The organism is Methylobacterium sp. E-016, from assembly GCF_022829745.1.
Taxonomy (GTDB): Bacteria; Pseudomonadota; Alphaproteobacteria; order Rhizobiales; family Beijerinckiaceae; genus Methylobacterium.
The window spans coordinates 1-20,276 of sequence record NZ_JAKSYF010000032.1; the positions used below are offsets into that span (position 1 = coordinate 1).

Annotated in this window: 29 protein-coding genes; 13 read left to right on the forward strand and 16 right to left on the reverse strand. The window is 68.2% G+C overall.

Annotated features, from left to right (window positions below; translation table 11 throughout):
• Nucleotides 1-153 precede the first annotated feature (153 nt).
• The 10 genes from MKK68_RS01905 to MKK68_RS01950 all read right to left on the reverse strand — a co-directional run bounded on the left by MKK68_RS01905 (nucleotide 154) and on the right by MKK68_RS01950 (nucleotide 9,387).
• Nucleotides 154-528, reverse strand: coding sequence for a hypothetical protein (locus MKK68_RS01905; protein ID WP_244028169.1), 375 nt, complete (start codon nucleotides 526-528; stop codon nucleotides 154-156).
• Between the two features lie 231 nt (nucleotides 529-759).
• Nucleotides 760-1,818: an HD-GYP domain-containing protein gene (locus MKK68_RS01910; RefSeq protein ID WP_244028171.1), complete on the reverse strand. Its 1,059-nt coding sequence runs from the start codon at nucleotides 1,816-1,818 to the stop codon at nucleotides 760-762.
• A gap of 44 nt (nucleotides 1,819-1,862) precedes the next feature.
• Nucleotides 1,863-2,741, reverse strand: coding sequence for an HD-GYP domain-containing protein (locus MKK68_RS01915; protein WP_244028178.1), 879 nt, complete (start codon nucleotides 2,739-2,741; stop codon nucleotides 1,863-1,865).
• A complete protein-coding gene (locus tag MKK68_RS01920; RefSeq protein WP_244028186.1) occupies nucleotides 2,738-2,977 on the reverse strand; it encodes a response regulator in 240 nt (79 codons plus the stop codon). Before MKK68_RS01920 ends, MKK68_RS01915 begins: the two co-directional genes overlap by 4 nt.
• Nucleotides 2,978-3,034: 57 nt before the next feature.
• A complete protein-coding gene (locus MKK68_RS01925; protein ID WP_244028188.1) occupies nucleotides 3,035-3,331 on the reverse strand; it encodes a hypothetical protein in 297 nt (98 codons plus the stop codon).
• Between the two features lie 7 nt (nucleotides 3,332-3,338).
• Nucleotides 3,339-5,030: a methyl-accepting chemotaxis protein gene (locus MKK68_RS01930; RefSeq protein ID WP_244028190.1), complete on the reverse strand. Its 1,692-nt coding sequence runs from the start codon at nucleotides 5,028-5,030 to the stop codon at nucleotides 3,339-3,341.
• A 284-nt stretch (nucleotides 5,031-5,314) separates the two neighbouring features.
• Nucleotides 5,315-5,803 (reverse strand): PAS domain-containing protein, encoded by a 489-nt coding sequence (locus tag MKK68_RS01935; RefSeq protein WP_244028192.1) that lies wholly within the window; start codon nucleotides 5,801-5,803, stop codon nucleotides 5,315-5,317.
• Between the two features lie 644 nt (nucleotides 5,804-6,447).
• Nucleotides 6,448-6,711 carry a hypothetical protein gene (locus MKK68_RS01940; protein ID WP_244028194.1) on the reverse strand — a complete coding sequence of 88 codons (264 nt, stop codon included), beginning with the start codon at nucleotides 6,709-6,711 and terminating at the stop codon, nucleotides 6,448-6,450.
• A 147-nt stretch (nucleotides 6,712-6,858) separates the two neighbouring features.
• Nucleotides 6,859-7,254 (reverse strand): hypothetical protein, encoded by a 396-nt coding sequence (locus MKK68_RS01945; protein ID WP_244028196.1) that lies wholly within the window; start codon nucleotides 7,252-7,254, stop codon nucleotides 6,859-6,861.
• Nucleotides 7,255-7,398: 144 nt separating this feature from the next.
• Nucleotides 7,399-9,387, reverse strand: coding sequence for a hypothetical protein (locus MKK68_RS01950; RefSeq protein ID WP_244028220.1), 1,989 nt, complete (start codon nucleotides 9,385-9,387; stop codon nucleotides 7,399-7,401).
• A gap of 293 nt (nucleotides 9,388-9,680) precedes the next feature.
• Here MKK68_RS01950 and MKK68_RS01955 point away from each other — a divergent pair, with 293 nt between their 5' ends.
• The 9 genes from MKK68_RS01955 (at nucleotide 9,681) to MKK68_RS01995 (ending at nucleotide 13,293) form a co-directional block, all read left to right on the forward strand.
• Nucleotides 9,681-10,040 (forward strand): hypothetical protein, encoded by a 360-nt coding sequence (locus tag MKK68_RS01955; RefSeq protein WP_244028228.1) that lies wholly within the window; start codon nucleotides 9,681-9,683, stop codon nucleotides 10,038-10,040.
• A 162-nt stretch (nucleotides 10,041-10,202) separates the two neighbouring features.
• Nucleotides 10,203-10,451, forward strand: a complete 249-nt coding sequence (locus tag MKK68_RS01960; RefSeq protein ID WP_244028230.1) for a hypothetical protein — start codon at nucleotides 10,203-10,205, stop codon at nucleotides 10,449-10,451.
• Nucleotides 10,448-11,071 (forward strand): lysozyme, encoded by a 624-nt coding sequence (locus MKK68_RS01965; RefSeq protein ID WP_244028232.1) that lies wholly within the window; start codon nucleotides 10,448-10,450, stop codon nucleotides 11,069-11,071. Before MKK68_RS01960 ends, MKK68_RS01965 begins: the two co-directional genes overlap by 4 nt.
• A 2-nt stretch (nucleotides 11,072-11,073) precedes the next feature.
• Nucleotides 11,074-11,286 carry a hypothetical protein gene (locus MKK68_RS01970; protein WP_244028237.1) on the forward strand — a complete coding sequence of 71 codons (213 nt, stop codon included), beginning with the start codon at nucleotides 11,074-11,076 and terminating at the stop codon, nucleotides 11,284-11,286.
• Complete coding sequence (locus MKK68_RS01975) at nucleotides 11,283-11,792, forward strand: hypothetical protein (protein WP_244028244.1); 510 nt, start codon at nucleotides 11,283-11,285, stop codon at nucleotides 11,790-11,792. Before MKK68_RS01970 ends, MKK68_RS01975 begins: the two co-directional genes overlap by 4 nt.
• Nucleotides 11,789-12,097: a hypothetical protein gene (locus tag MKK68_RS01980; RefSeq protein WP_244028246.1), complete on the forward strand. Its 309-nt coding sequence runs from the start codon at nucleotides 11,789-11,791 to the stop codon at nucleotides 12,095-12,097. Before MKK68_RS01975 ends, MKK68_RS01980 begins: the two co-directional genes overlap by 4 nt.
• On the forward strand, nucleotides 12,094-12,429 hold the full coding sequence (locus tag MKK68_RS01985) for a hypothetical protein (protein WP_244028248.1): 336 nt from the start codon (nucleotides 12,094-12,096) through the stop codon (nucleotides 12,427-12,429). The genes MKK68_RS01980 and MKK68_RS01985 overlap by 4 nt, the downstream gene beginning before the upstream one ends.
• Complete coding sequence (locus MKK68_RS01990) at nucleotides 12,426-12,914, forward strand: hypothetical protein (protein WP_244028249.1); 489 nt, start codon at nucleotides 12,426-12,428, stop codon at nucleotides 12,912-12,914. Before MKK68_RS01985 ends, MKK68_RS01990 begins: the two co-directional genes overlap by 4 nt.
• A gap of 154 nt (nucleotides 12,915-13,068) precedes the next feature.
• A complete protein-coding gene (locus tag MKK68_RS01995) occupies nucleotides 13,069-13,293 on the forward strand; it encodes a hypothetical protein (protein WP_244028256.1) in 225 nt (74 codons plus the stop codon).
• On the opposite strand, the gene MKK68_RS02000 is transcribed toward MKK68_RS01995, so the two are convergent.
• A complete protein-coding gene (locus tag MKK68_RS02000) occupies nucleotides 13,290-13,532 on the reverse strand; it encodes a helix-turn-helix transcriptional regulator (protein WP_244028264.1) in 243 nt (80 codons plus the stop codon). The two genes, MKK68_RS01995 and MKK68_RS02000, sit on opposite strands and share 4 nt — an antisense overlap.
• A gap of 142 nt (nucleotides 13,533-13,674) precedes the next feature.
• Here MKK68_RS02000 and MKK68_RS02005 point away from each other — a divergent pair, with 142 nt between their 5' ends.
• The 3 genes from MKK68_RS02005 to MKK68_RS02015 are packed head-to-tail and all read left to right on the forward strand — an operon-like array spanning nucleotide 13,675 to nucleotide 15,708.
• Nucleotides 13,675-14,331, forward strand: a complete 657-nt coding sequence (locus MKK68_RS02005; protein WP_244028266.1) for a hypothetical protein — start codon at nucleotides 13,675-13,677, stop codon at nucleotides 14,329-14,331.
• A complete protein-coding gene (locus MKK68_RS02010) occupies nucleotides 14,331-15,257 on the forward strand; it encodes a Bro-N domain-containing protein (RefSeq protein ID WP_244028268.1) in 927 nt (308 codons plus the stop codon). The genes MKK68_RS02005 and MKK68_RS02010 overlap by 1 nt, the downstream gene beginning before the upstream one ends.
• Before the next feature lie 49 nt (nucleotides 15,258-15,306).
• Nucleotides 15,307-15,708 (forward strand): hypothetical protein, encoded by a 402-nt coding sequence (locus tag MKK68_RS02015; RefSeq protein ID WP_244028270.1) that lies wholly within the window; start codon nucleotides 15,307-15,309, stop codon nucleotides 15,706-15,708.
• Here MKK68_RS02015 and MKK68_RS02020 read toward each other — a convergent pair.
• From MKK68_RS02020 to MKK68_RS02040, 5 genes are read right to left on the reverse strand one after another with little or no spacing between them, the layout of a single operon-like run.
• On the reverse strand, nucleotides 15,705-16,010 hold the full coding sequence (locus MKK68_RS02020) for a hypothetical protein (RefSeq protein ID WP_244028271.1): 306 nt from the start codon (nucleotides 16,008-16,010) through the stop codon (nucleotides 15,705-15,707). The two genes, MKK68_RS02015 and MKK68_RS02020, sit on opposite strands and share 4 nt — an antisense overlap.
• A 1-nt stretch (nucleotide 16,011) precedes the next feature.
• Nucleotides 16,012-16,839 carry a metallophosphoesterase gene (locus tag MKK68_RS02025; RefSeq protein WP_244028279.1) on the reverse strand — a complete coding sequence of 276 codons (828 nt, stop codon included), beginning with the start codon at nucleotides 16,837-16,839 and terminating at the stop codon, nucleotides 16,012-16,014.
• The gene (locus tag MKK68_RS02030) at nucleotides 16,836-17,435 is read right to left on the reverse strand and encodes a hypothetical protein (protein WP_244028281.1); all 600 of its coding nucleotides are present in this window, start codon (nucleotides 17,433-17,435) and stop codon (nucleotides 16,836-16,838) included. The genes MKK68_RS02025 and MKK68_RS02030 overlap by 4 nt, the downstream gene beginning before the upstream one ends.
• A complete protein-coding gene (locus MKK68_RS02035) occupies nucleotides 17,432-17,656 on the reverse strand; it encodes a hypothetical protein (protein ID WP_244028283.1) in 225 nt (74 codons plus the stop codon). The genes MKK68_RS02030 and MKK68_RS02035 overlap by 4 nt, the downstream gene beginning before the upstream one ends.
• Nucleotides 17,657-17,667: 11 nt before the next feature.
• Nucleotides 17,668-19,170 (reverse strand): AAA family ATPase, encoded by a 1,503-nt coding sequence (locus MKK68_RS02040; protein ID WP_244028285.1) that lies wholly within the window; start codon nucleotides 19,168-19,170, stop codon nucleotides 17,668-17,670.
• 597 nt (nucleotides 19,171-19,767) lie between these two features.
• On the opposite strand from MKK68_RS02040, the gene MKK68_RS02045 reads away from it, so the two are divergent.
• On the forward strand, nucleotides 19,768-20,019 hold the full coding sequence (locus MKK68_RS02045) for a hypothetical protein (protein ID WP_244028287.1): 252 nt from the start codon (nucleotides 19,768-19,770) through the stop codon (nucleotides 20,017-20,019).
• Nucleotides 20,020-20,276 lie beyond the last annotated feature (257 nt).

Sequence of the window (20,276 nt, forward strand, 5' to 3'; positions counted from 1 at the left end):
GCAGCTCGGCATCGAGCAGGTGATGGGCGCCTTGCAGAACATCCGCCAGGCGAGCCAGCAGACCGCCGCCGGCACCCGCGAGGTCGAGGCGGCCTCGGCCAACCTCACCGAGCTCGCAGGAGCCCTCATGGCCCTCGCCGAACGCTACCGGCACTAGGCGCCTTTCAGCGCCTGCCCCGACTCGCCAAGCGGCGGAGTACCCGGTTGCTCGGTTCTCTCTATGAGGCCACAGGCCTGCGCAATGAACAAGTCGATCTGCACCAGCCCTTGAACGATCGCGGCGATGAGGTTGGCGTTCGCAACATCGATATGAGGCAGCCTACTCGTTTCCCGGCTACGCAGGTCGGAGAGCAACGTCGTCATTTCATTCCGCCGTAGCCGCAGGTCCGCGAGGATCACCTTAGCCCGCGCCGCCTGCAGGCTCGTAGCTTGGCCCCCGGCCAGGAGCGCTACGGCGGCGACATCGATCCGAGCGAGAGCCGATTGCTCAGCCCCCTTCGGGCGCAATGGAATGATCTCTCTGCTCATCGTCCCGCATCCGCTTATGGGGAGACTTGTAGCCCCGATGCCGGCATACAGCCTGCCACCGGCAATGAGATGTTCATCTTGCAGGCGGCCACAATCTAGCGCCTCAGCGACCTGCCAAAGCACCCAATCCGAGCGTGTGGAGGACGCGCTCACGATAGAATGTACAGTAGTTTTCAGCCCGTCCGCTTCCAAAACGAAACTCTGTTGCCGGTTCATTGCTGTCCTGCAGCCTCACGCCACGTTCGGTACAGAGGGATCAAATGCTACAGCTACAGGATGGAAGGCGTGCACGAGGTCGACATCGAGGTGACCTTCCATACCCTTCAGGATAGCGTAGGCCTGCAGACCGGCCATCGGCGGTCTGTAAGAACGTCGTTCGACGAGGGCCCCGTAGATGTCGCAGACGGTAACCAACCGCACGAGATCGGGGATCTTCCGACCCTTGAGCCGATCCGGGTACCCGGTGCCATCGAGCAGCTCGTGGTGCGAGCGCACAGCCGCTAGCATCGTGTCTTCAAACCCCTGGCCCACGAGCATGGCATGACCGCGCGCTGGATGCGTGCGCATCACCGCCGTCTCCGCCTCGGTGAGCTTGCCCGGCTTGTTCAGGATCTCGGTTGGAACGTGGATCTTGCCGACATCATGCAACAGGGCGGCCTTCGTCAGGCGATGGCGGTCTGCCTCGCGTAGACCGAGCGCGGCCGAGAAGGCGGCAGCCAGCGACGCCACGAGCAGGCAGTGCTGGTGCGTGGCATCGTCGAACTGTTGGACCGCTCGGATCCAGTCGTAGATGCCACTCTCACTGACGGCACGCACGACGAGGTCGGTGCCGATTTCGGTGACGGCGGGCGTGATCGGTCTGCCGGATAAGAGCACCTGCCGGAGGAATTGCCGCGCTTTGACAGCCCGCTCCCGCACAGCAGCCGGGATCGGCCGCATCTGAACCTGGATGTGGCCCAATGTGGCTAGTAGCTGCTGCACGCTCGCGTTGGCGCTGAGCGTGCCATTCGCATCCAGAACCTGGGCATGAGCCTCGGCACGGGCAACATTGCCATGGACGAGGAACAGGTACGGCACCCCTTCGTCGCGCACCTGTTCCAGGACTCGGCGTAGGCGAACGATGGCATCGGAGGTGAGTGCCTCGACGTCGCTGACGATCAGTTTGGGGCGTGATACCGGCAGCGTGTCGCCGTACAAGTCATGGATGGCCCCGGTGGTCGCGGTCCCAAGATTGCGTGTGAGCCTTTGAGCACGACGCAGGTCATCCGTGATCAGCAGAAGCTCGCCCATGGCTGTTTCCGATCAGAGCGCTTCTTGAATGGAACGTCGGTGGGCTATCTGACGCTCTCGGCAACCTCGCGGCGTAATTCCGGCACGCGCGCCCACGGCTCGGTAGTCCGGGCTAGCGCTTCCAGGCGCGATCCGACCGCCGTCTCACGGACCGCCAGTACCGCGTCCCAAGCTGACGCGAAGGCCTCGACACAGGCCGGGTCGAAATGGAGGCCACTGTCGGCTTGGATACAGCGCAGCGCTTCCTCGACCGCCATGGCCGCCTTGTACGGTCGCACAGAGGTCAAGGCGTCGAACACATCCGCCACGGCGACGATCCGTGCCGATAACGGGATAGCCTCGCCAGCCAGGCCGTGCGGGTAGCCGCTGCCATCCCACTTCTCGTGATGGGCCTCGGCGATCTCCGCGGCCAGGCAGATCAGCTCCGATCCGCTGCCGCCCAAGATCCGCTTGCCGACGATCGAATGGGTGCGGATGACGGCGAACTCGGCCTCGTCGAGCCGTCCCTTCTTCAGTAGGATCCCGTCGGGCACGGCGACCTTGCCCACGTCGTGAAGGGGGGCGGCGAGGTACAGCCGTTGAAAGTAATCCTCCGTCAGCCCCATCGCCTCAGCGATAAGCTGGCTGTAGCGAGCCACGCGCCAGGTATGGTCGCCGGTGTCGTTGTCGCGATACTCGACCGCCAAGGCGAGGCGGACGATGATTTCGGCCTCCCGCTCGCGCAGTCGACGCGTCGCTTGCTCAATCTCGCCGGCCAGTGTCGTCGCCTGCTCGTCGAGGTGCCGCACCGCCTTCGCTAGTCGGACGAGGTTGCGCACCCGCACTTTTAGCTCGATCCCCTTCGCTCGCTTGTCGAGGAAGTCGGTGGCGCCCGCTTCCAGCGCGCTGAGCCTGACCGTATCGCACACATCGCTGGTGATCATGGCGACTGGCACCTGCGCGTAGTGCTGTATGGCGCGGATCTCACGGATGAAGTGATCCCATCCAGCTCGGGCATGTGCTGGTCAACCAACACAAGGTCGAAGGCGCAGGTCCGGGCCTCGACCAACGCCGCGAGCGGGTCGCTGCAGGCGGTGACGATGATGCCGTCTTTGGCCTCCAAAAATTGTCGGAGGCGCAGTAGCATCACCTTGCTGTCATCTACGAGGAGGGCGTCCATAATCGTTTTCCGGCAGGTTTGGTAGGACTGCGATGCGGTCTGGACCGGACGACGTGTTCAGGATGGATAGTCTTCAGCGAGCAAGCCTAGCCGCGAGAAGGTGTCAGCCAAGCGATACAAGATGCTGCGTAGAGGCTGGATCTCCGGCATCGAGCTGCCGGGCAGGACAGCGGGACGGTCGATTTCCTGCTTTAGATCCCGGCTCAGCTGCCGCAGCGAGCCTCCGAGTGATCGGATCTGAGGCCAGCGCGGCCCTGGATCAGTGTTGGCAGTGAGGATTTGCTCCAGCGCCGCCGCCAGCCGCTCAGCACCCGCTTGGTCAACACGGCGGGACAGCAGGTGAACCTCGGCCATGGTAAGCTCAAGCCGCCCGGACAGTGGCGAGGAAGCGCCCGACCTCGGCCGCGAGGGTCTCGGACTGGCGCGACAGCTCCGAGGCCGCGCCGAGGACCTGACTGGCAGCGGCGCCGGTCTCCTCGGCGGCGCCGGCCACGCCGGTGATGTTGCTGGTCACCTCGCCCGTACCCATCGCCGCTTGGCTGACGTTGCGCACGATCTCCTGTGTTGCCGCGCCCTGCTCCTCGACCGCCGCGGCGATCGAGGTCGCCACGCCGCTGATCTCCTGGATCCGGGCGGTGATGTTACCGATCGCCGTCACCGCCTGACCGGTGGACGCCTGGATGCGTGCGATCTGTCCCGAGATCTCGTCGGTCGCCCGCGCCGTCTGCGAAGCTAGCTCCTTGACCTCGGCAGCGACCACCGCGAAACCGCGTCCCGCTTCACCGGCGCGGGCTGCCTCGATGGTGGCATTCAGTGCCAGCAGGTTCGTCTGTCCGGCGATGGTGGAGATCATGCCGACGACGTCGCCGATGCGCGAGACGGCCGTGCTCAACTCCTGCACCAAAGCGCCGGTTTGATCGGCTTCGGCGACAGCTTGCTGTGCCAGGGCGGCAGAGCCATCGACCTGGCGTCCGATCTCCTGTACCGATGAGCCAAGCTCCTCGGCCGCCGCGGCGACAGTGTTGACGTTGGTGGCGGCCTCCTCGGCGGCAGCGGCCACGGTCGTGGACTGGCTCGCCGTCTCGGTCGCCGTCGCGGTCATCGTCTGGGCTGTCGCCTGGAGCTCGGTCGCCGACGACGAGACCATGCCGATGATCCCGCCAACAGCGGCTTCGAAGCCGTCCGCCATCTGACGCATCCCAGCTTTACGCTGCTCCTCGGCTGCGAGACGTGCCTGCGCCGAATCTGCCTCCAACTGGCGGGTGCGGATCAGATTGTCCTTGAACACCTGCACCGCGGCCGCCATCGCACCGATCTCGTCTCGGCGGCTCCGATAAGGCACCTGGGACTCTGTATCGCCGCTGGCGATGCCCGTCATTGCCTTTGTCATGGCTTGGATCGGCCGCGACACGCGCAGAAGACCGAAAGCGGCAGCAGCTATCGCAGTGGCAAGAGCTAGCACAACGGCAACGTAGGCGGCGGTCGTCGCAGCACCAATCTCGGCGGTTGCAGCGTCCGCATCGCGGCGGGCACCAACTTCGTTCAAAGTCACATCGCGCTGGAGGGCTGCACGCGCATCGTTGTACAAGCTAACCGCCTCTGGCGCACTCATCAGGGTGAGCGCTGCGGCCTGCCGACCAGCTTCCATTAGGCGGCGCATCTCCGCATCGGTGCGCTCAAAACGGCTCCAAACCATCGCGAAGGCCTCGTAGAGTGCGCGTTCCTCGGGTGATGAGACCATCGGTTCGTAGACGCGGCGGGCCACGGCAAGCTTATCGTGCATGGCCGCCAGTTGGGCCTCATTTTCGGCAAGGCGAGCGGGCGTATCGGACAGGCTGAGTAGCCGCAGCTGCTTGATCCGCACCTCCGACGTGGCTGCGCGGATATCGTTGGCGGCGATGACGGAGGGCAACCAATTGGTTGTCACCTGCACGACGCTGTGGCGGATGCCAGCAAGCTTCAAGATGGAAAGGGTGCCCTGTGCCGCGCAGATCAATGCGAGAAGGCCGAAGGCGACGGATAGCGCGGCCTTGAGGGAGAGTTTCGGGCGCATGTGGCAGAGCTCTGATCGTGAAGGGCTAGTCGGACCAATGCCACGCTACCGCACACCTGAAGGCAGCGCACGGATGTGCAACAATCTCGTGCGAGAGCGCGGGATGTATGAACAGGGAAGCCTATCTAAGAGGCCGTTCTTACTGTCCAAACTGCGTTATAAATGATTAATAAAAACTTTATCCAACAAAAATCGACCAGACATACAAATTTATCAAAAGATAAATTGCTGAAAGGGTCCTCAAGGCACGCAAGGACAAACTTATAAATTGATTGGATCGTGGGTTACTCGCTGGCCGTAGCTGCGAAAACGCCCAGGTCCCGCAGGGCGCCAGGTAATAAGTCGTTACTTATCGAGCTGGGCCCGTAGCGCCCGCCACTGCTCCCAGCCGGGCGGCCGACCCGCCGCACGACCTCACGCTCGAATGAGATGAAGGCCTGGATACCGCCCTCGGCATCCCGCAACGGCCGGCAGTCGATCTGAGCCCGGTACTTGGCTCCGTTGCCGCGGTAGTTGGTGACGTAGCCGTGAAACCGCTCGCCTGAGGATAGAGTGCGGTGGAAGGCGTCAAGCGTCTCCCGGCGCGTTTCCTTGCCTTGCATGAAGCGCGGACTCTGCCCGACGATCTCAACTGGGTCACGGCCGACTAGCTGCCCGAACGCGGGATTAGCGTAGAGGATGATCGGGCCCGGACGTTCGATCGCCGCATCCGTGACCACGATGCCGACCGAGATGTCGTGCACAAACGCCTTGATCCACTCGACGATTGTCATTCAGCTCCAGCGCATGTGCCGCTCGCGTACGGTGCCGATCTTCAAGACAGCTACGGCGTCGACGTTCCATAGGATGCCCTTATTGCGAACTCGATCCACCTCGGGCGTGGTCCGCGCAGGTTGGGGGCGGAACGTCCGCTTCAGGGCGAAGGGTCAGGGTCCGCTCCCCACCCCGAGCCGACGTTAACGGACGGCCGACGAATGGCCGCTTTCGGGAAGCGCCCATGCCGATCTAAGCGGCCGGGTTGGGTCGATAAGAGACCGTCCGCTTTTCCGGCCAGCCTGTCCCGAAGCGGCCATTCCGCGTTCGGCCAAACGCGGAAATGAAAGCATCTAAAAATGATTAGTCGTCCTGACGTCTCAATGGCGAGCGCTGGATGGCGAATGGGCATTGGCTTGGCCCGGCGTGAAGGCTTTGGGTGGCGGGCAGGCCCCAGGGTCGGGTTAGCCGGTGCCCGGAAATGCGGACGAATGACATGGCGAGGCATGGGCTCGGCCCCGTCGCTTCCCCGTCGCCGCTTCTCACCGTCCTTCGGGTTCGAGGCAGGCCACCGTGCCCGGATCGGTTCACGCAGCCTCAGAGGACCTGGCTCTCATCAGTGCGGGCGTGGTGCAGCCCAGTCCGTCACGCGTTCCAGGTCACGTCAGGCCGCGGCCCCGAGCGGGCGCATGTCGCCCCGGCGCGCGCGGTACTCCATCGCGTCCCGCAGCTCCCCTTCCATGATGACGGGGGTCCGGCCGACCGCCTTCTTCAGCGCCGCGTCGCAGGGCTTCTGCATGCGGGGCTCGTACGTCGCCTGCTGGATGGCCACGAGGAGCGCGCGCGGCCTGCCCAGGTTGACGACGATGCTGCGACCGTTCTTGCCGATTGGTGCCGTGCCGCGCGGGGGACGCGCGATGTAGCCCATGATCCTCGACCCCCCGACGTCGAGCTACCCCTTGTAGACACCCCATCGCCCGGGTAGCTGCCTCTTGGCCCGCTGCCCAAGGGCCTCGCGTACAAGGCGTGCGGCGACCCCGCCCGGCAGGTTGTCGAACCTGTTCCGGTGGATGCCCTAAGTGAGCTGGAGGTTCTTCCAGTTCGGGACGTAGATCGTGTCCTTGGTCAGGCCGACGTCGCCGGGGCGCCGTATCTGAGGGCCTGACCCCATGCCGTACTTCATGACGATCGACTGCGAGGGCAGCACGAACAGGTCGGCCTCGACCTCGTCCCGGTTCGCGGAAAGGGCCCGGGTGTAGTCGAAGGCCTTCCGCATCCAGTGCGTCGGGCTCTCGAAGGCGTCGTCGATCGCCTCCGTGACCTCGCGGCAGGCGCCCTTGGCCACCTCGGACATCGACCACGCGCAGGCACGCCGGTAGCGGTCGAGGGTCGTCTCGGACAGGAAGGCCCGCTGCCCGGCGCCAAGCTGGTCGCAGATGTCGCTCACGACGTCGAGGGGAAGGCCGACCATGTGCGGGACCGTAGGACCGCGCGCGTCACGGGCTCCAGTTCACGCGGACCCCGACATGACAACGCCCGCCCCGAGACCGGGACGGGCGTGTCGAGATGTGTGCTGCATCCCGCCGCTGAAGGCGTACAGATTCTACCGCGTCCCTTAGGCAGCTACAAGGCCGCGACGATACTGTGTGCCCCTCCCTGACGCCTCGGCGTACAGCTCGATCTCGCGGGCCGGATCCAGCGGGGCGAGGGCGACACGAGCCACGGAGCGGGCCGTGGATGCCCTGCGATCCCGCCGACGGCTGCGAGTAGCCTCGCGGCGGAGGGCGGCCTGCACGGTGCCGCAGAGCGCGTCCTGGGAGGCGGTCAGCAGGGCACGCGGGCCGTCCTCAGGGACGAGGTCGGGGGCGTCGAGAGGCAGTTCCTCGCGGATCTCCTGGCTCCAGCGCCCCTCGACGATGAGGAGGATCGTCCAATGGGCCGTCGAGGACCGGTACTCGGCGAAGAACGGGCTGTATCGGCGCACCCGGACCTCGCCTTCCGGCACCGGCGCGGGGGTCGCGGAGGGGGTGGCAGGCGCCTTCGGGCCAGGGGCCACTATACGCTGTGACACATCATGACGGGCACGGGAGGGATCCTCCACCTCGATGGCAGCCGGGGTGGGGACGGTGGCGGCCTCCAAGGCGGCGATGCGGGCGAGCTCGGACTCGGCGAGGCCGATGGCCTGTTTCAACCAGTTGACCGAGCCCGGCCGCCCGGCTGCCCGGAACCCTGCGCAGATCTGCGTGAGGGTCAGGCCGGCAGCGAGGGCCTCGATCGCGCTGACCCCATCCTGCGCCTTCTCCTGGATGGCCAGGTCGCGCGTCATGCGGGCAGGGTTGCGGGCGTCGCGGCTGTCACGCTGGCGATCGGCGGCGGAGCGGCCGGCCTTAGACCCGTCCGGACGCAGGACCAGGAGGGCAGCGGCATCGGCCTCGTCCTGGCTGATGTCCAGCTCGTGCGTCATGCGCGCGTAGGACCAGTCGTAGAAGGCGGGCCGCTCCTTGCCCTCGTACTCCCGCTTCTCGCCGGCGGCGTGCGCGTACATGCCCGCCTCCACACCCGAGAAGGCGATCGTCAGCTCTCGCTCGGGCAGGCCACACAGGGGTGCGAGGCGCTCGGCCCATATCTCGGCGTCGCCGCCATCCGTCTGCGACATGGCGGTCGCCGCGAACACCGCCCACAGCATGCGCATCCCGACGCGCAGGTTCTTGCGCTGATCGAGGAGCGCCATCAGGTCGTCGAGGACCAATTTCCACTTGTTGGCGGCGAACGGCCGGGGCTTGCGCGGGATGGCCGTGTCCGTCTTGACCGGGGCCGGCTGCGACTGGCGAGCATCGCGGATCTCGGCGATCTCGCGGCGGGTGTAGGGGCAGGCCGCGTCGGTCCAGGCGTCGAACGGGACGGTGCGGATGTCCGCATTTGCGGCGGGCCATGCCGGCCGGCACACTTCGCCGGACTTCGGATTGATCGAGCCCCAGACACGCAGTACCCGAGCGGCGTCGCAACAGCCGCGGTCGAGCCCGAGGGACTGGAGGAGCTGCCAGAGCGGCAGCATACGCTCCTGCCACTCGGCGACGCGCGGGTCGACCTTGCGCCTGGGCAGGTTGCCTTCGGCGTCGAGGTGGGGGCCGCGCAGCCCCTTCATGGCGCGCTGCCAGCGGCACAGGGCCTGCCCGGACACGCCGTCGAACTTCCAGACGATGTGGATGCCTCTGCCCGAGAACGTGATCCAGGACGGGCGCGGGATCTCGGCGGCTTCCAGCGCGGCGAGGACGAGGAACACGACCTCCGGGTGGGGCCAGTACGCATGGGGAAGGCCGTCACGCGTGTAGTCGAGGTCTAGGAACCCGGCGCCGAGCGACCTGACCAGCGAGCTGTGCCGGCGGCGCGTGAACCGGTTCATCGAGACGTACTGCACGTCGGCCTCGGCGACCTGCCGGGCGATGGCGCGCGTCGTGGCCGGGATCATGCCCTCGTCCCAGACGCCGTCGGCTGACTGACGCGCGGTCGCGATCAGCCCGTCCGACCCTTGAGGGTGCAGCCGGTTGAGGTGGTCCTCGGCAAGCGCAAGGCGCTCTGATGGCGTGAGGATGGTAGGGGTCATCTACAGCGGCTCGGGCGTCGGTCGGGGCAGCACGACCCGGCGACATCAGGATGCTAGCCGCGTCGCTGGAAAGCTCCAAACCAGCCGGCCTGCGGCAGAGTGCGCATGCCGGTTTCCCCTAGGTAAGCCCGGCGCCGGCCGCCCCGGCGGGACCCGGATCCACCCCGGCCTGGACGGGTTTCCGGGCAAATCGGCAGAGGTTCCCGACGGGCATGGGAACGACCTACGGGGCACCCCCTGCCCGAATCCGGCGGACCGCCGGAGGCTCTCCCTGACCCAGTTAGGAGAACCCCGTGCCCGTCGTCGCCCTCGTCACGCAAGCCGCCCCGAACCCGTCCGCGCCGCCGCCCGGGGTCGAGCACGACCACTCCGCCGGGGTGCGGGCCTACGTGACGATCCACGCGATCCGAAGGTACGGCGATCGGATCCTTGGCCTGCAGGAGGTCCTCGACGGTCTGGACGACATCGAGGCCGTGGATGCCATGGTGGGGATGAAGGTGCCCGTCCTGGAGATCCGGGACTGGCTGGCGTTTTACGGCGGGGTGGCCATGCGCCGTGGCGCGATCGGGGTCTGCAGGGATGGGGTCGGTCTTGTCCTGAAATGCGGACGCGTCGTTACCGTCGTCTCGCGCCGTGGGGAGCGCAGGCGGTGAAGGATGCTGCCGAGGCCCCGTGACCTGGAACGCGTGACGGGGCCGCCCGCACCCTAAGGGCACGCTGCCCCCGGCCAACCGGCGACGTCTCACCCCGTCCCCCCGCTTGCTGGACGTCCCGACCGGATCGCCGGGGGCGGCACCCAGCCATAGGGGGCCGCCATGAAATTCGAGATCGTCGAGAACGCCCGGTGCGTGCTCCGGCACGCCTGGTCGATCCGCCTCATCCTACTGGCGGCCGCGCTCGATGGCGCGAACACCTGCATCAGCTTCTTCACCGCCGAGCCGCCCGTGTCCCGCGGGCTGATGAGCCTCATCACTATCGGGCTGTCGGTCTCGGCCGCCGCCGCCCGCTTCGTGTCGCAGGAGAAGGTGTCCGGAAAAGCGGACGCAGACGGGGGGCAGGCATGAGCCTCGCCGCGATCTTCCGCGCCTTCCGTCGCCCTGCCGCGCCCCCGATCGCCGCCGCCCATCCCGTGGCACCGGTACCGGTCGTGCGGGTCGTGGCGCCGGTCACCCCGCGTCCCGTCATCTCGAAGAAGGGCCGCAACCGCATCGCCGCCGCCGGTGTCGCCGGCGCCGTGACGGTGGCGGCCTTCAACACCATCGGCGGCCACGAGCAGGTCCGCCTGCAGGCCTACATCCCGGTCAAGGGCGATGTCCCGACCATCTGCTGGGGTGAGACCCGCAACGTCCGGATGGGCATGAGCCGCACCCGGGCACAGTGCGACGAGATGTTCCTCAACCGCCTCTCGGAGTTCGCCGACGGCATCGAAGGATGCGTGACCCGGCCGATGGGTGACGACTTATACGTCGCGTTCCTGAGCCTGGCCTACAACATCGGCATCGGCAGCCCGAAGAACCCTGGCTTCTGCCAGAGCTCGGTCGTCCGCTTTTTCAACGCCGGCGACAGCCGCGCCGCCTGCAACGCCTTCCTCCTCTACGACAAGGGCGGGATGCCGCGCCGCGTCCTCGCCGGCCTGGTCCGGCGGCGCCAGGAAAAGCGGGCCCTGTGCCGGAAGGGGATCTGACCATGTGCGCGCTCGCCCCCGTTGCCCTCGCGGTGACCCTCGCCGCCACCCCCGCGCCGATGTGCCCCCGGGCCGACACTCTGGCACCGGTCATGGCCGCCCTCGTCGGCGACGCCCGGATCGAGCCGGCTGCGACGGATCCGCAGTTCGAGGCGCAGATCCGCGCGATCCGCCAGGCCCCGCCGAAGACCGCCCGACGGAGGCACCGCGCATGATCGAGCTCCTGTTCTCCCTTGTCAGCACGCCCTTTGGCATCGGCGGGATCATCGCCACGGCCGCGGCGGTGGCGGCCTTCTTCCTCATGCCGACGCTCGCGCTGCGGGTCGCCCCGCCGCTGGCGCTGGTGGCGCTGGTGCTGTTCGGGGCCGGCTACGTCCACCGGCTGACGACCGACCTGGCAGCGGCCCGGGCGGACGCAGCCCGGTTCCAGGAGGACTATCGCCAGGCCGAGGAGATCGCTACCGCGAATGCCGAGGCTGCGCGGAAGCTCTCCCGGCAGCAGGGCGTCGACGCGGCCGCCGGTGATCGCCGGCTCGCCGACCAGCGCGCCGAGGCCGAGAAGCGCCTCAAGGCCCGCGAGGCGATCGCCCGGATCGAAGGGGCCGACAGCGTCGTGTGCGGAGCCCCCGGCGCGACGGGACGGCCCCGGGCCGCAGCGGTCCCGCCGGCGATCGACGCCGCGCTCGATGCGCTGGCCCCGGCATCGGGGAGGCGCAAGTGAGCACGCTGGTCACCTTCCTCCTGATCCTGCTGGCCTACCGGCTCCGCAAGTGGATCCTGGTGCTGCTCATCCTGGTGCTGGTCGCCGGGTGCGAACACGCCCCGGTCGTGCCGCCGCGCGTCACGCTCGACGCCCGCACTTACACCACCGAGCAACTCACATGTCTGCCGGACCCGCCCATCCCCGGGCGGCCCCGCACCGCGGCCGCCGTCGGCCGGTACATCGCCGACCTGCACGAGGCCGGCGCGAACTGCCGCGGCGCGCTCGGCGCCATCCACGATCGCGAGGCAGGAGCCAAGCCGTGAACTTCTCCTGGGACATCAACCTCGGGCACGTCGTCACCATCGCGTTGGCCCTGATCGGGCTCATCGGCGGGTACGTCACGATCCGCATTAAGACCGCGGACAACGAGGAGAAGACCCGCGCCCTCGGGATCCGGGTCGACACCTACGCCATCGCAATCTCCGACCTTCGCCTGCACGTGGCCGACACGTGCGTGAAGAAGGACGATCTGGAGAAGGTGGAGGACCGGATCGGGCGCCGGCTGGACACCGTCGAGCACACGATCCGCAACATGACGACGACTATCCTGGCGGCCGTGAACGGCAACGGGCGTCGCGGCGGAGGCCAGCCATGAGCGGCCTCCGCCGGTTCTGGATCGGCTACGCCATCCTGGTGGCCAGCTACATCGCCGGGTCGATCGGCATGGGCTTCGGCCCCGCGGTCGAGAGCCACTTCTTCCCGGTCCGCGTAGACCAGATTGTCGACCGTATCGAGCGGGCCCCCGGCAATGCGATGTGCTGGGATTGGAGCGGTCGCAAGGTCCGCCCGCTCGCCTCCGACAACCTGGACCTGTTCATCCGCGTGAACGGCGGCGAGAAGGCCGTCGGAGCGGCCTACGCCGCCGATACCGGAGATCTCTGGAAGCCGTCCTCGGCGCCGGGGCTCGGGCCAGTCCGGAAGCGGTACTGCACCCGGCTGCCGCCCTCGGTTCGGACCGCCGACGAGGTGCTGGTCGAGTGGACAGCCTGGTACCCGAGCGGGACCGGGTTGTGGCGGTTCTCGACCGACCTACCCGACATCTTCTCGCCGGGCATGGATCCGCCTGCAGGCCAGCGATGAGCAAGGGCGACGCCGCCTACTTGCTGGCACTGGCAGGCCTGCTGCGGGACGGGATCCTAGCCGACCCGGTCCCAGACTATCCGCGCAGCTCACTGATTCACGCGCTCGACGGCGTCGCCTACCGCTTGACGTGGCCCCGGTCCCGGAGGCCGGCATGACGCCCCGGGCCGCCCTCCAGGAGGACTGGGAGAGCCGGCTGCGCGCGCGGCCGTCCCAGGCGCAGCTGCTGGCCCACCTCGCCTGGTGCCGGACGTCCGGAGAGGATCCGGCGGCGTCCTGCGAGGAGCGCTGGGGGGCCGGGCCGGCCTCGCTGATGCGGTCCGCCCCGGAGTTGCGCGGGCCTAAGGGGCGGCCTAGGACGCGGCCGATCGAGGCCTAGCGCATTCGCAGGTAGACGCCGGGGCCGCGTCCCGTGTCCGGATCGCCCGGATCGAACTCCACGCCGGCGCCCATCAGCGCGCCCATCACCGCGTTCTGCGTCGCCTGGATCGGCTTCCGGTGTCCGCTCTCCAGGTTGTCGATCGTCCGCGGGGACACGCCTGCGATCGCCGCGAGCTCGTCGCGCGTCATATCGAGCAGGGCGCGCGCGGCGCGGATCTGGGAGCCGTTCGGGTACATGCCGAGAGGGTAGCTACATTTCGCTCAGAAGCAAGGTTGCGCTTAACCGGAAATGTGCTTTTATGTGTTCAGCCCCCGCCGGGGGTTCCCGGGAGCGACGCCACATCGCCCCCAGGATTTTAGCGGCCACGGGAAGCACCCCATGTCCAACACCGACACTAGCATCGACGCGCTTCTGGCGCGCCCCCCCGAGCAGCTTTCCGGGGGGGAAGTCACCACGATCAGCGCCGCGCTCCTGAACGCGGTCAGCTTGCTGGAGGAGACCCAGCTCTACGAGAACGCCGTCTCGATCGGGAAGAGGGACGCGAAAGCCGGTCATGCCCTCCTCATGAAGCAGGGCGACCTGCCGGATTTCGAGCCGGCCTTCCCCATGGTGAGGCTGGGCCTGCTGGCCTGGTTCTCGTCTAGGATGGACGTCATCGAGGGCGTCGTCGAAACCCGAGACCTGCTCGCGGTGGTCAACGCCGATCTCCCCGGCGGTCCGGCCGACCGAGCCCGGGAGGCAGCGTTCCGCCGCGAACCGGGCCGCTTCCTGCCGGGGGCCACGCGTAGCGCCGTGACGCTGTTCCGCGCCCCCGGGTTCGCGATGATCCGGCTCGATGACGTGGACTTGCCCTGGACCTATGCGGCCGTCGGCAAGGGGCGCTCTGATTTCGCCGAGCTCTATGCCGTCGTCGAGGAGGGCGGCTACCAGGGGGGCGTCCTCGTCGGGCCGGCTGCCGTCGCAGAGGAGGTCTCGTTGCCCGAGGGCTACGAGTTCGTCGCCGTGGATCTCTCGAACGGCGGGAGGGCTGCCTGATGAACGCGCTCGTCAGCCTTCCCGATCTGGCCACCCCGGACGAGTTCACATTCGACTTCGACGGCGTCAGCATCCCGTGCCGCATCATCGAGGGCGAGGTGTGGATCCTAGCTGACACGACGGCGAAAGCCCTCGGTCACCGCGAGGCACACGACCTCACCCGCAACCTCGACGAGGATGAAAAGGGTCCGCACAATGTGCGGACCCCTGGCGGCATCCAGCTGAAAACTTTCGTCTCTGAGGCGGGCCTTTACAAGGCACTGCTGCAGAGGCGGGGGCTCAAGAAGCTGCCGGGTGCGACCCGGCAGAGGGTCGAGCGCTTCCAGCGTCTCGTCTTCCACGAGGTGCTCCCTTCGATCCGCCGCACCGGGACCTACACCGCCCCGATGGCCGCGCCCGCGCCCACGGCCATCGGCATGCTGGAAGCCCTCAAGGATCCGGCCACGGTCATCGCACTCATCGAGCACCACGCTCGCGAGACGCTGGCCGAGCGCGCGGCGCACGCCGTCACGCACCAGCAGCTGCAGGCCAGATCGACGGCGCTCGCCGAGCTCCACGTCCAGGCCGAGGCCGACCGTCCGAAGGTGCTCGCTCAGCAGCGGATCGGAGCCGCCAAGGGCGAGCTGCTGCTGTCGGACGTCGCGGTGACGATCGGCGTCGACCGGATCTGCATCGTCGATTGGCTCATCGGCTTGCAATACCTGCGTCGAGGCAGCGATCGCCGAGTCCGCTGCACGCGGGACGGTAGGCTGTCCGGATGGCTCCGCGCCACCGCCGAGCCGATCGACGAGCCGGTTCCAGAAGGCTTCGACGACGCGACGGTCCGTTGCCGGATCCGCGTCACAGGCCTCGGCTTCAAGGCACTGCGCAAGCACTTCTGCCGAGGGGCCGCCGCCACGTCCCAGGACGTCATCCCCGGCGTCTGAGACCAGGAAAGCCGCAGGGGGTCGGCTCAACCGACCCCCTCACCGAAGGATGCCAACCACCCCAATAGGCACCGAAATGCAGTCCGGTATCATTTCAACACCCTCGGTCGCGGAGCGCCGCGCAGCCTCGCGGGAACGCCGGATCGCCATCGGGCGGGCCGAATTCGCGGCCGCCGCCCCGACCGGGCAGACGCTCGTCGCCGAGGCCGGCCGCAGCGGGAACGGGGCGCCGCCCGACGTGGACGCGGCCGTAGAGCTGCGCGCGGTCGGCACGCTCCTCTATGGCCGCCGCTTCGTGACGGAGTTGGCCGAGGACTTGGGGGAGGACCCCCGACAGGTTCGCAGATGGCTGTCCGGCGAGGCGACGGTCCCGCCCCGGACGCTGGCGTGGGCGCGGGACGAGGCCCGAAAGCGCGCGCGAGAGATCCTCCGCCTCGTCGGGGAGGCCTAGGGGCACGGGGCGCCCGCGCCGCGCAGGCGGTAGATCTCCATGTCGTGGATGAGCTCGCCGTCGGCGGTCTGCCCGAGTTCGACGTCGAGCGTCACGACGGCCCCCCCGTTGGCGTAGCACGCCTCAGACCGGACGCGGCCCGGCGAGTAGACAGCCCGGGCGCAGTCGAGGCCGTCGATCCCGATGCCGCCGGCGCGGATCGAGATCGGCATGCGCTCACCGGAGAGGCTGCAGTAGAGGCCGGGCGCCGGGGCGGGCGTTCCCGCGGTGGCCGCAGCGGCGATGAGGGCAAGGGCGCGCATTTCAGATCTCCAGGACGAGGTCGGGTAGGAAGCCGGGGTTCTCGGTCTCGGCGCGCTCGATGCCGCGCCGGTCGCGGAACGAGGTGACGATGCCCCGCGGGTTTGCGACAACTTCCGTCCTGCCGACCCGGTGATGGATTGGCCGGTGGACGTGACCGTGCAGCCAGAACCGCGGGGCGTGCGGCCCGAGCAGGATCGCCGACAGGTCGCTGCCGTAGGCGGCGTCGGTCGCCTCCCGCCACTCCCCGTGCCGAAGCGACGCCGGGTGTGGGGCATGGTGCGTGACGACGACCGTCTCGCCGGCGAACGGCTCCGCCAGCAGCCGATCGATCCGGCCGCGCTGCAGGACATGCTCGCGCAGCGCGGAGCTCGGCCGGAACGCATTCGTCGCCCCGTCAGGCAGCCGCTCCTTGATCCGGCGATGATCCCGCATCCCGCCGAGCCGGTCCCCACACGCAGCCATCGCCGCGGCACGCGGGATCGGGCCGACCTCGTAATCCGTCCAGAGCGTAGCCCCGACGAGGCGGATCTCCGCGACCTCGACGGCCTCGCCCTCGGCCAGAAGCGTGATCCCGGCCGCGGCGGCCGCGTCCCGCCCGCGGGCAAGCTCGCTCTGCAGCCGGTGACCCCAGAAGTCATGATTGCCCGGGACGTAGACGACCGCCGGCGACCGCGGGACTACGTGATGGGCGAGCCAGGCCAGCGAGCGGACAAGGCCGTCCCGGACGTCGCCGGCGACGACGCAAACGTCATGCGGGGGGATGCGCTCGGGTGTCCACGGACCCGCATCGACGTGAAGGTCGGAGAGCAGCCAGATACGTGTCGTCATCGTCCTGGCCTCCCCTTCGCATGAAGATCGCACAAACACCGGAGCCAACCTCCCTTACGGATGCGACCCGGTCTGCCACAGTCTTCGCAGACAAATGCTGACAGATGCTCAACGGCATCGATAATATCTTCGGCGTATTGGCAGTCCTCATCAGCCTGATGATACCACCTGATCTCGCCGAACTTCTCCTTCATGTCTTCGGTCTTGAAACTTCGTGGCACTCCGGACGCAACGATAGCCTGCGCGCCGCCTTCCCATAGCCAGAGCCAGCCGGGTCCCGTCGCGGGTGTTTGCTTCGTGAAGATGCGCCGGTACCGGATGCTGAGCTGGGTGTCCCAATCCAGCGGGCAGTGCGGCGCACCGGTCCGCCACCGCGCCGCGAGGGTGCGGGTGAGGACGTCGAGGATCACCGGCCCCGCCACGGGACCGACCACGCCGAGAGCCTTGCGCTTGCGCTCGCGCGCCAGGAGCGGGGCCTTCCACTGCACGACCGGCCCCATGGCGGTGGGGACGATCGCGGTGATCGCCAGGCTGTCCGAGCCGGCGTAGCTCTTCAGGGCGTGCCAGGCGATGCCGTAGAACTCGTCGTAGATCACGAGCGGCCTCCCGGGAGCGGGGCCAGCAGAAAAGCCACGGGCTCGGTCTCGCGGGCGATGCGCAGGCCAGTGGCGGCATCGATCCGGCCTGCCTCAACGAGCAGATCGAGGCGGCGCACGCGCTCGTGGCAGCCGCGCCCGATCAGGCCGCAGACCCGGCGCGCGTCGCATGCCGCGAGGATCCGGGCCGCGATGAGCGAGAGGGTATCGGTGTTCTCCACGATGACCTCCCTCAATGCCGCGGGGCCAGCCGGTCGCGACCGGCGAGCAGGGTCTCGACGAGCCGGCGCAGCGGACGGAGCGAGCCGCCCTTCCAGTGCCGTCTCAGCAGGGCGAGCTCGTCGCCGTCGAGATCCGGCAGCCAAGCGGCGTCGGTCCCGCGCTCGGCCCGGAGGTCGGCGATCAGGTTCGCCGCGACGACGGGCAGGTCCTCCCGACGGGGCATAGGGATCCGGACGATCCGGAACCGGTCCCGCAGCGGTCCGGGCACGCCCTGCAGGTCGTTGGCCGTCGCCAGGTACGGAACCGCCGACAGGTCGAGGGCGCACTCCAGATAGGGGTCGAAGATCCGCCGGGCGGTCTCCCGCTCCAGGAACGGCAGCAGCGCCTCGTCGAGGCGGCCGTTGCGCCGGTCTGGCGTCCCCTTCTCCAGCTCGTCGACGATGATGGCCGGGTTGGCGATCTCCTCCTGCCGGACCGTCTGCGCAGGGATGGATGGCCGACCCGAACTCCACTGGCGATTCGTGCCGGCGAAGGTCCCGTCGGCCGTCGAGGTGACCCCGTAGACGCGGAACGGCAGTCCGAGGCCCCGCGCGACCGCAACAGCGGCCGCGGTCTTGCCCGCGCCCGCGCCGCCGACAAACAGCGTCGGCCGGATCCAGGCGTAGGGCGCGCCGACCAGATCCTGCGCGATCGTCTCGAACACCGGCCGCAGCCACGGGGCCCGGGCCGACGCCTCCTCGACGAACTGGTGCGGATCCGGCGCCGTGCGAAGCGGCAGGGCCTTGCCGGCGATCGGCTCGAACGCCGCGCGCGGGCTGTCCCCGCGGTCCTGAGTGCTGACCGAAGGCTTGGGCAGGTGAGCGAGCGACGGGAGGACGACCAGCGTACGAACAGCCTGTGCCACAGCCGCGCGCTTGTCGGCGCCGCGCCGCAGGATCTCCGTCGCGTGCGCCATCGCCAGGATGTCGTCGAGCGGGACGGGGTCCCCATCGACATGCTGCCCGGCGCCGCCTCGGAGGATCGCATCCTCATCGGCGACCATGGCCTCGGCGGCCGCGAACACTTGGAAAGCCCCCAGCCAGGCCGATGCCTTCTGATCGAAAGCATGCAGCCTCGCCCGAAGAGGCCCCCCGACGTACGGCATATTCGTCGCGTCCATCTGCGCGTCCGATGCCCACAGGCAGGCCACGCGGAACGACAGGAACGCATGCCCCCAGTCCCCCGCCTGGACGCGCATCATGGCCGCGTCGAGGGCGTCCGCCGCGCAGCGCGCCGACGCGTCGTCGCAGCCGAGCGCTGACTGGTGGAACGGCAGCAGATCGGCGACCTCGCGCGCCCTGTGTCCGACGTCAGCGGGCTGATCGGCACGCAGGGCGGCCTCTACAGCACGCAGCCGGCGCAGCGTCGGGGCGTTGATCGCGCGCTGGACGGCGCGGAATGCGGGCCCGGTCATCGGCAGATCGAGCAGCGGCGTCAGGAGATACGGGATCTCCCGCCTGGCATCGAGGCCCATGAACTCGGCGCCGCGTAGCCGGTGCCCGCGGTCGAGCGGGCACGTCGGGACGGCGGGGCCGCAGAGCGGGGACGGGTCGTAGATCAGCGAACGGATGAAGGCGGCGCTCTCGGCGAAGCGCTGCGCGGCAACGTCGGACATTGGGGATCTCGCTTGGAAACGGTGCACGCAGGGGTGCGCTGAGCGGTTGCTCAGGCGGCGGTGGCGGCGGTCCGTTTCAAGAAGCGAGCAGTCACGGGTCAGTCCTCTAGTCCGAGGCTGACCTTGGCAGGCAAAGGTGAGCCAAGCAACATGCGATCGCCCGAATGGTTACGGTATCCCTGGCCGGAAAGAACACCCTATGACTCGTATAGTGGTCATCTTGGCCGTTCGGGCGGGGAATGACGCATATAGGAGTCATTCGGCCGACGCTGCGCCCACCCAAACCCCAAGGTGTGTCAACATGCCGCACTACGGCAAGCCACCTTGGAATGGGCCCTCTACGAGGTAAAGCCGCCCTCGCGAATCAGCCCGCCTGCGATTTTCGGTTGTCAGCGTCCAGTGCGAATCGACGAGCCGCGCTAGCCTGTGATGACGGGATCACAGGACGGGTGGGACATGACAGAGGACAACTCGAGACCCTCGTCGGGGATCGGCTTCTCAAGCCTCCTCGGCATCCTCTTCATCGGGCTGAAGCTCACCGGCTACATCGATTGGTCATGGTGGTGGGTGCTCGCACCGCTCTGGGGGCCGGTGGCGATCGTCATCCTGGTGCAGACGATCGGCGGGCTTGGCTACCTCTTGTCGAAGCTCGGGGATCGTGAGCTTCGGCGGATCCGCCGAGATCGCCGTTCGGGGAAGTCTTCGTGACCCGCGCCCCGATCCCCGAGGACGTCCGGGCCCGCCTCCACAAGCGGTTCCCCCACTCCGAGCGGTGGGCCCCGGCGCCATCGCCATGGGAGATCATCCGCCAGGTGCTGGCCAGTGTGAGAATCGGCGTGGAAGAAGGACCCGGTTGACGGGTTGATCGGCGTCCAATCGGGACCCACCCCCGGCTTCTCCTCCATGCTCCCAGCCAGTCAGGGCGGGAGCCAGCCGGGATGTTGATTGTGGAGACCATCGCCAAG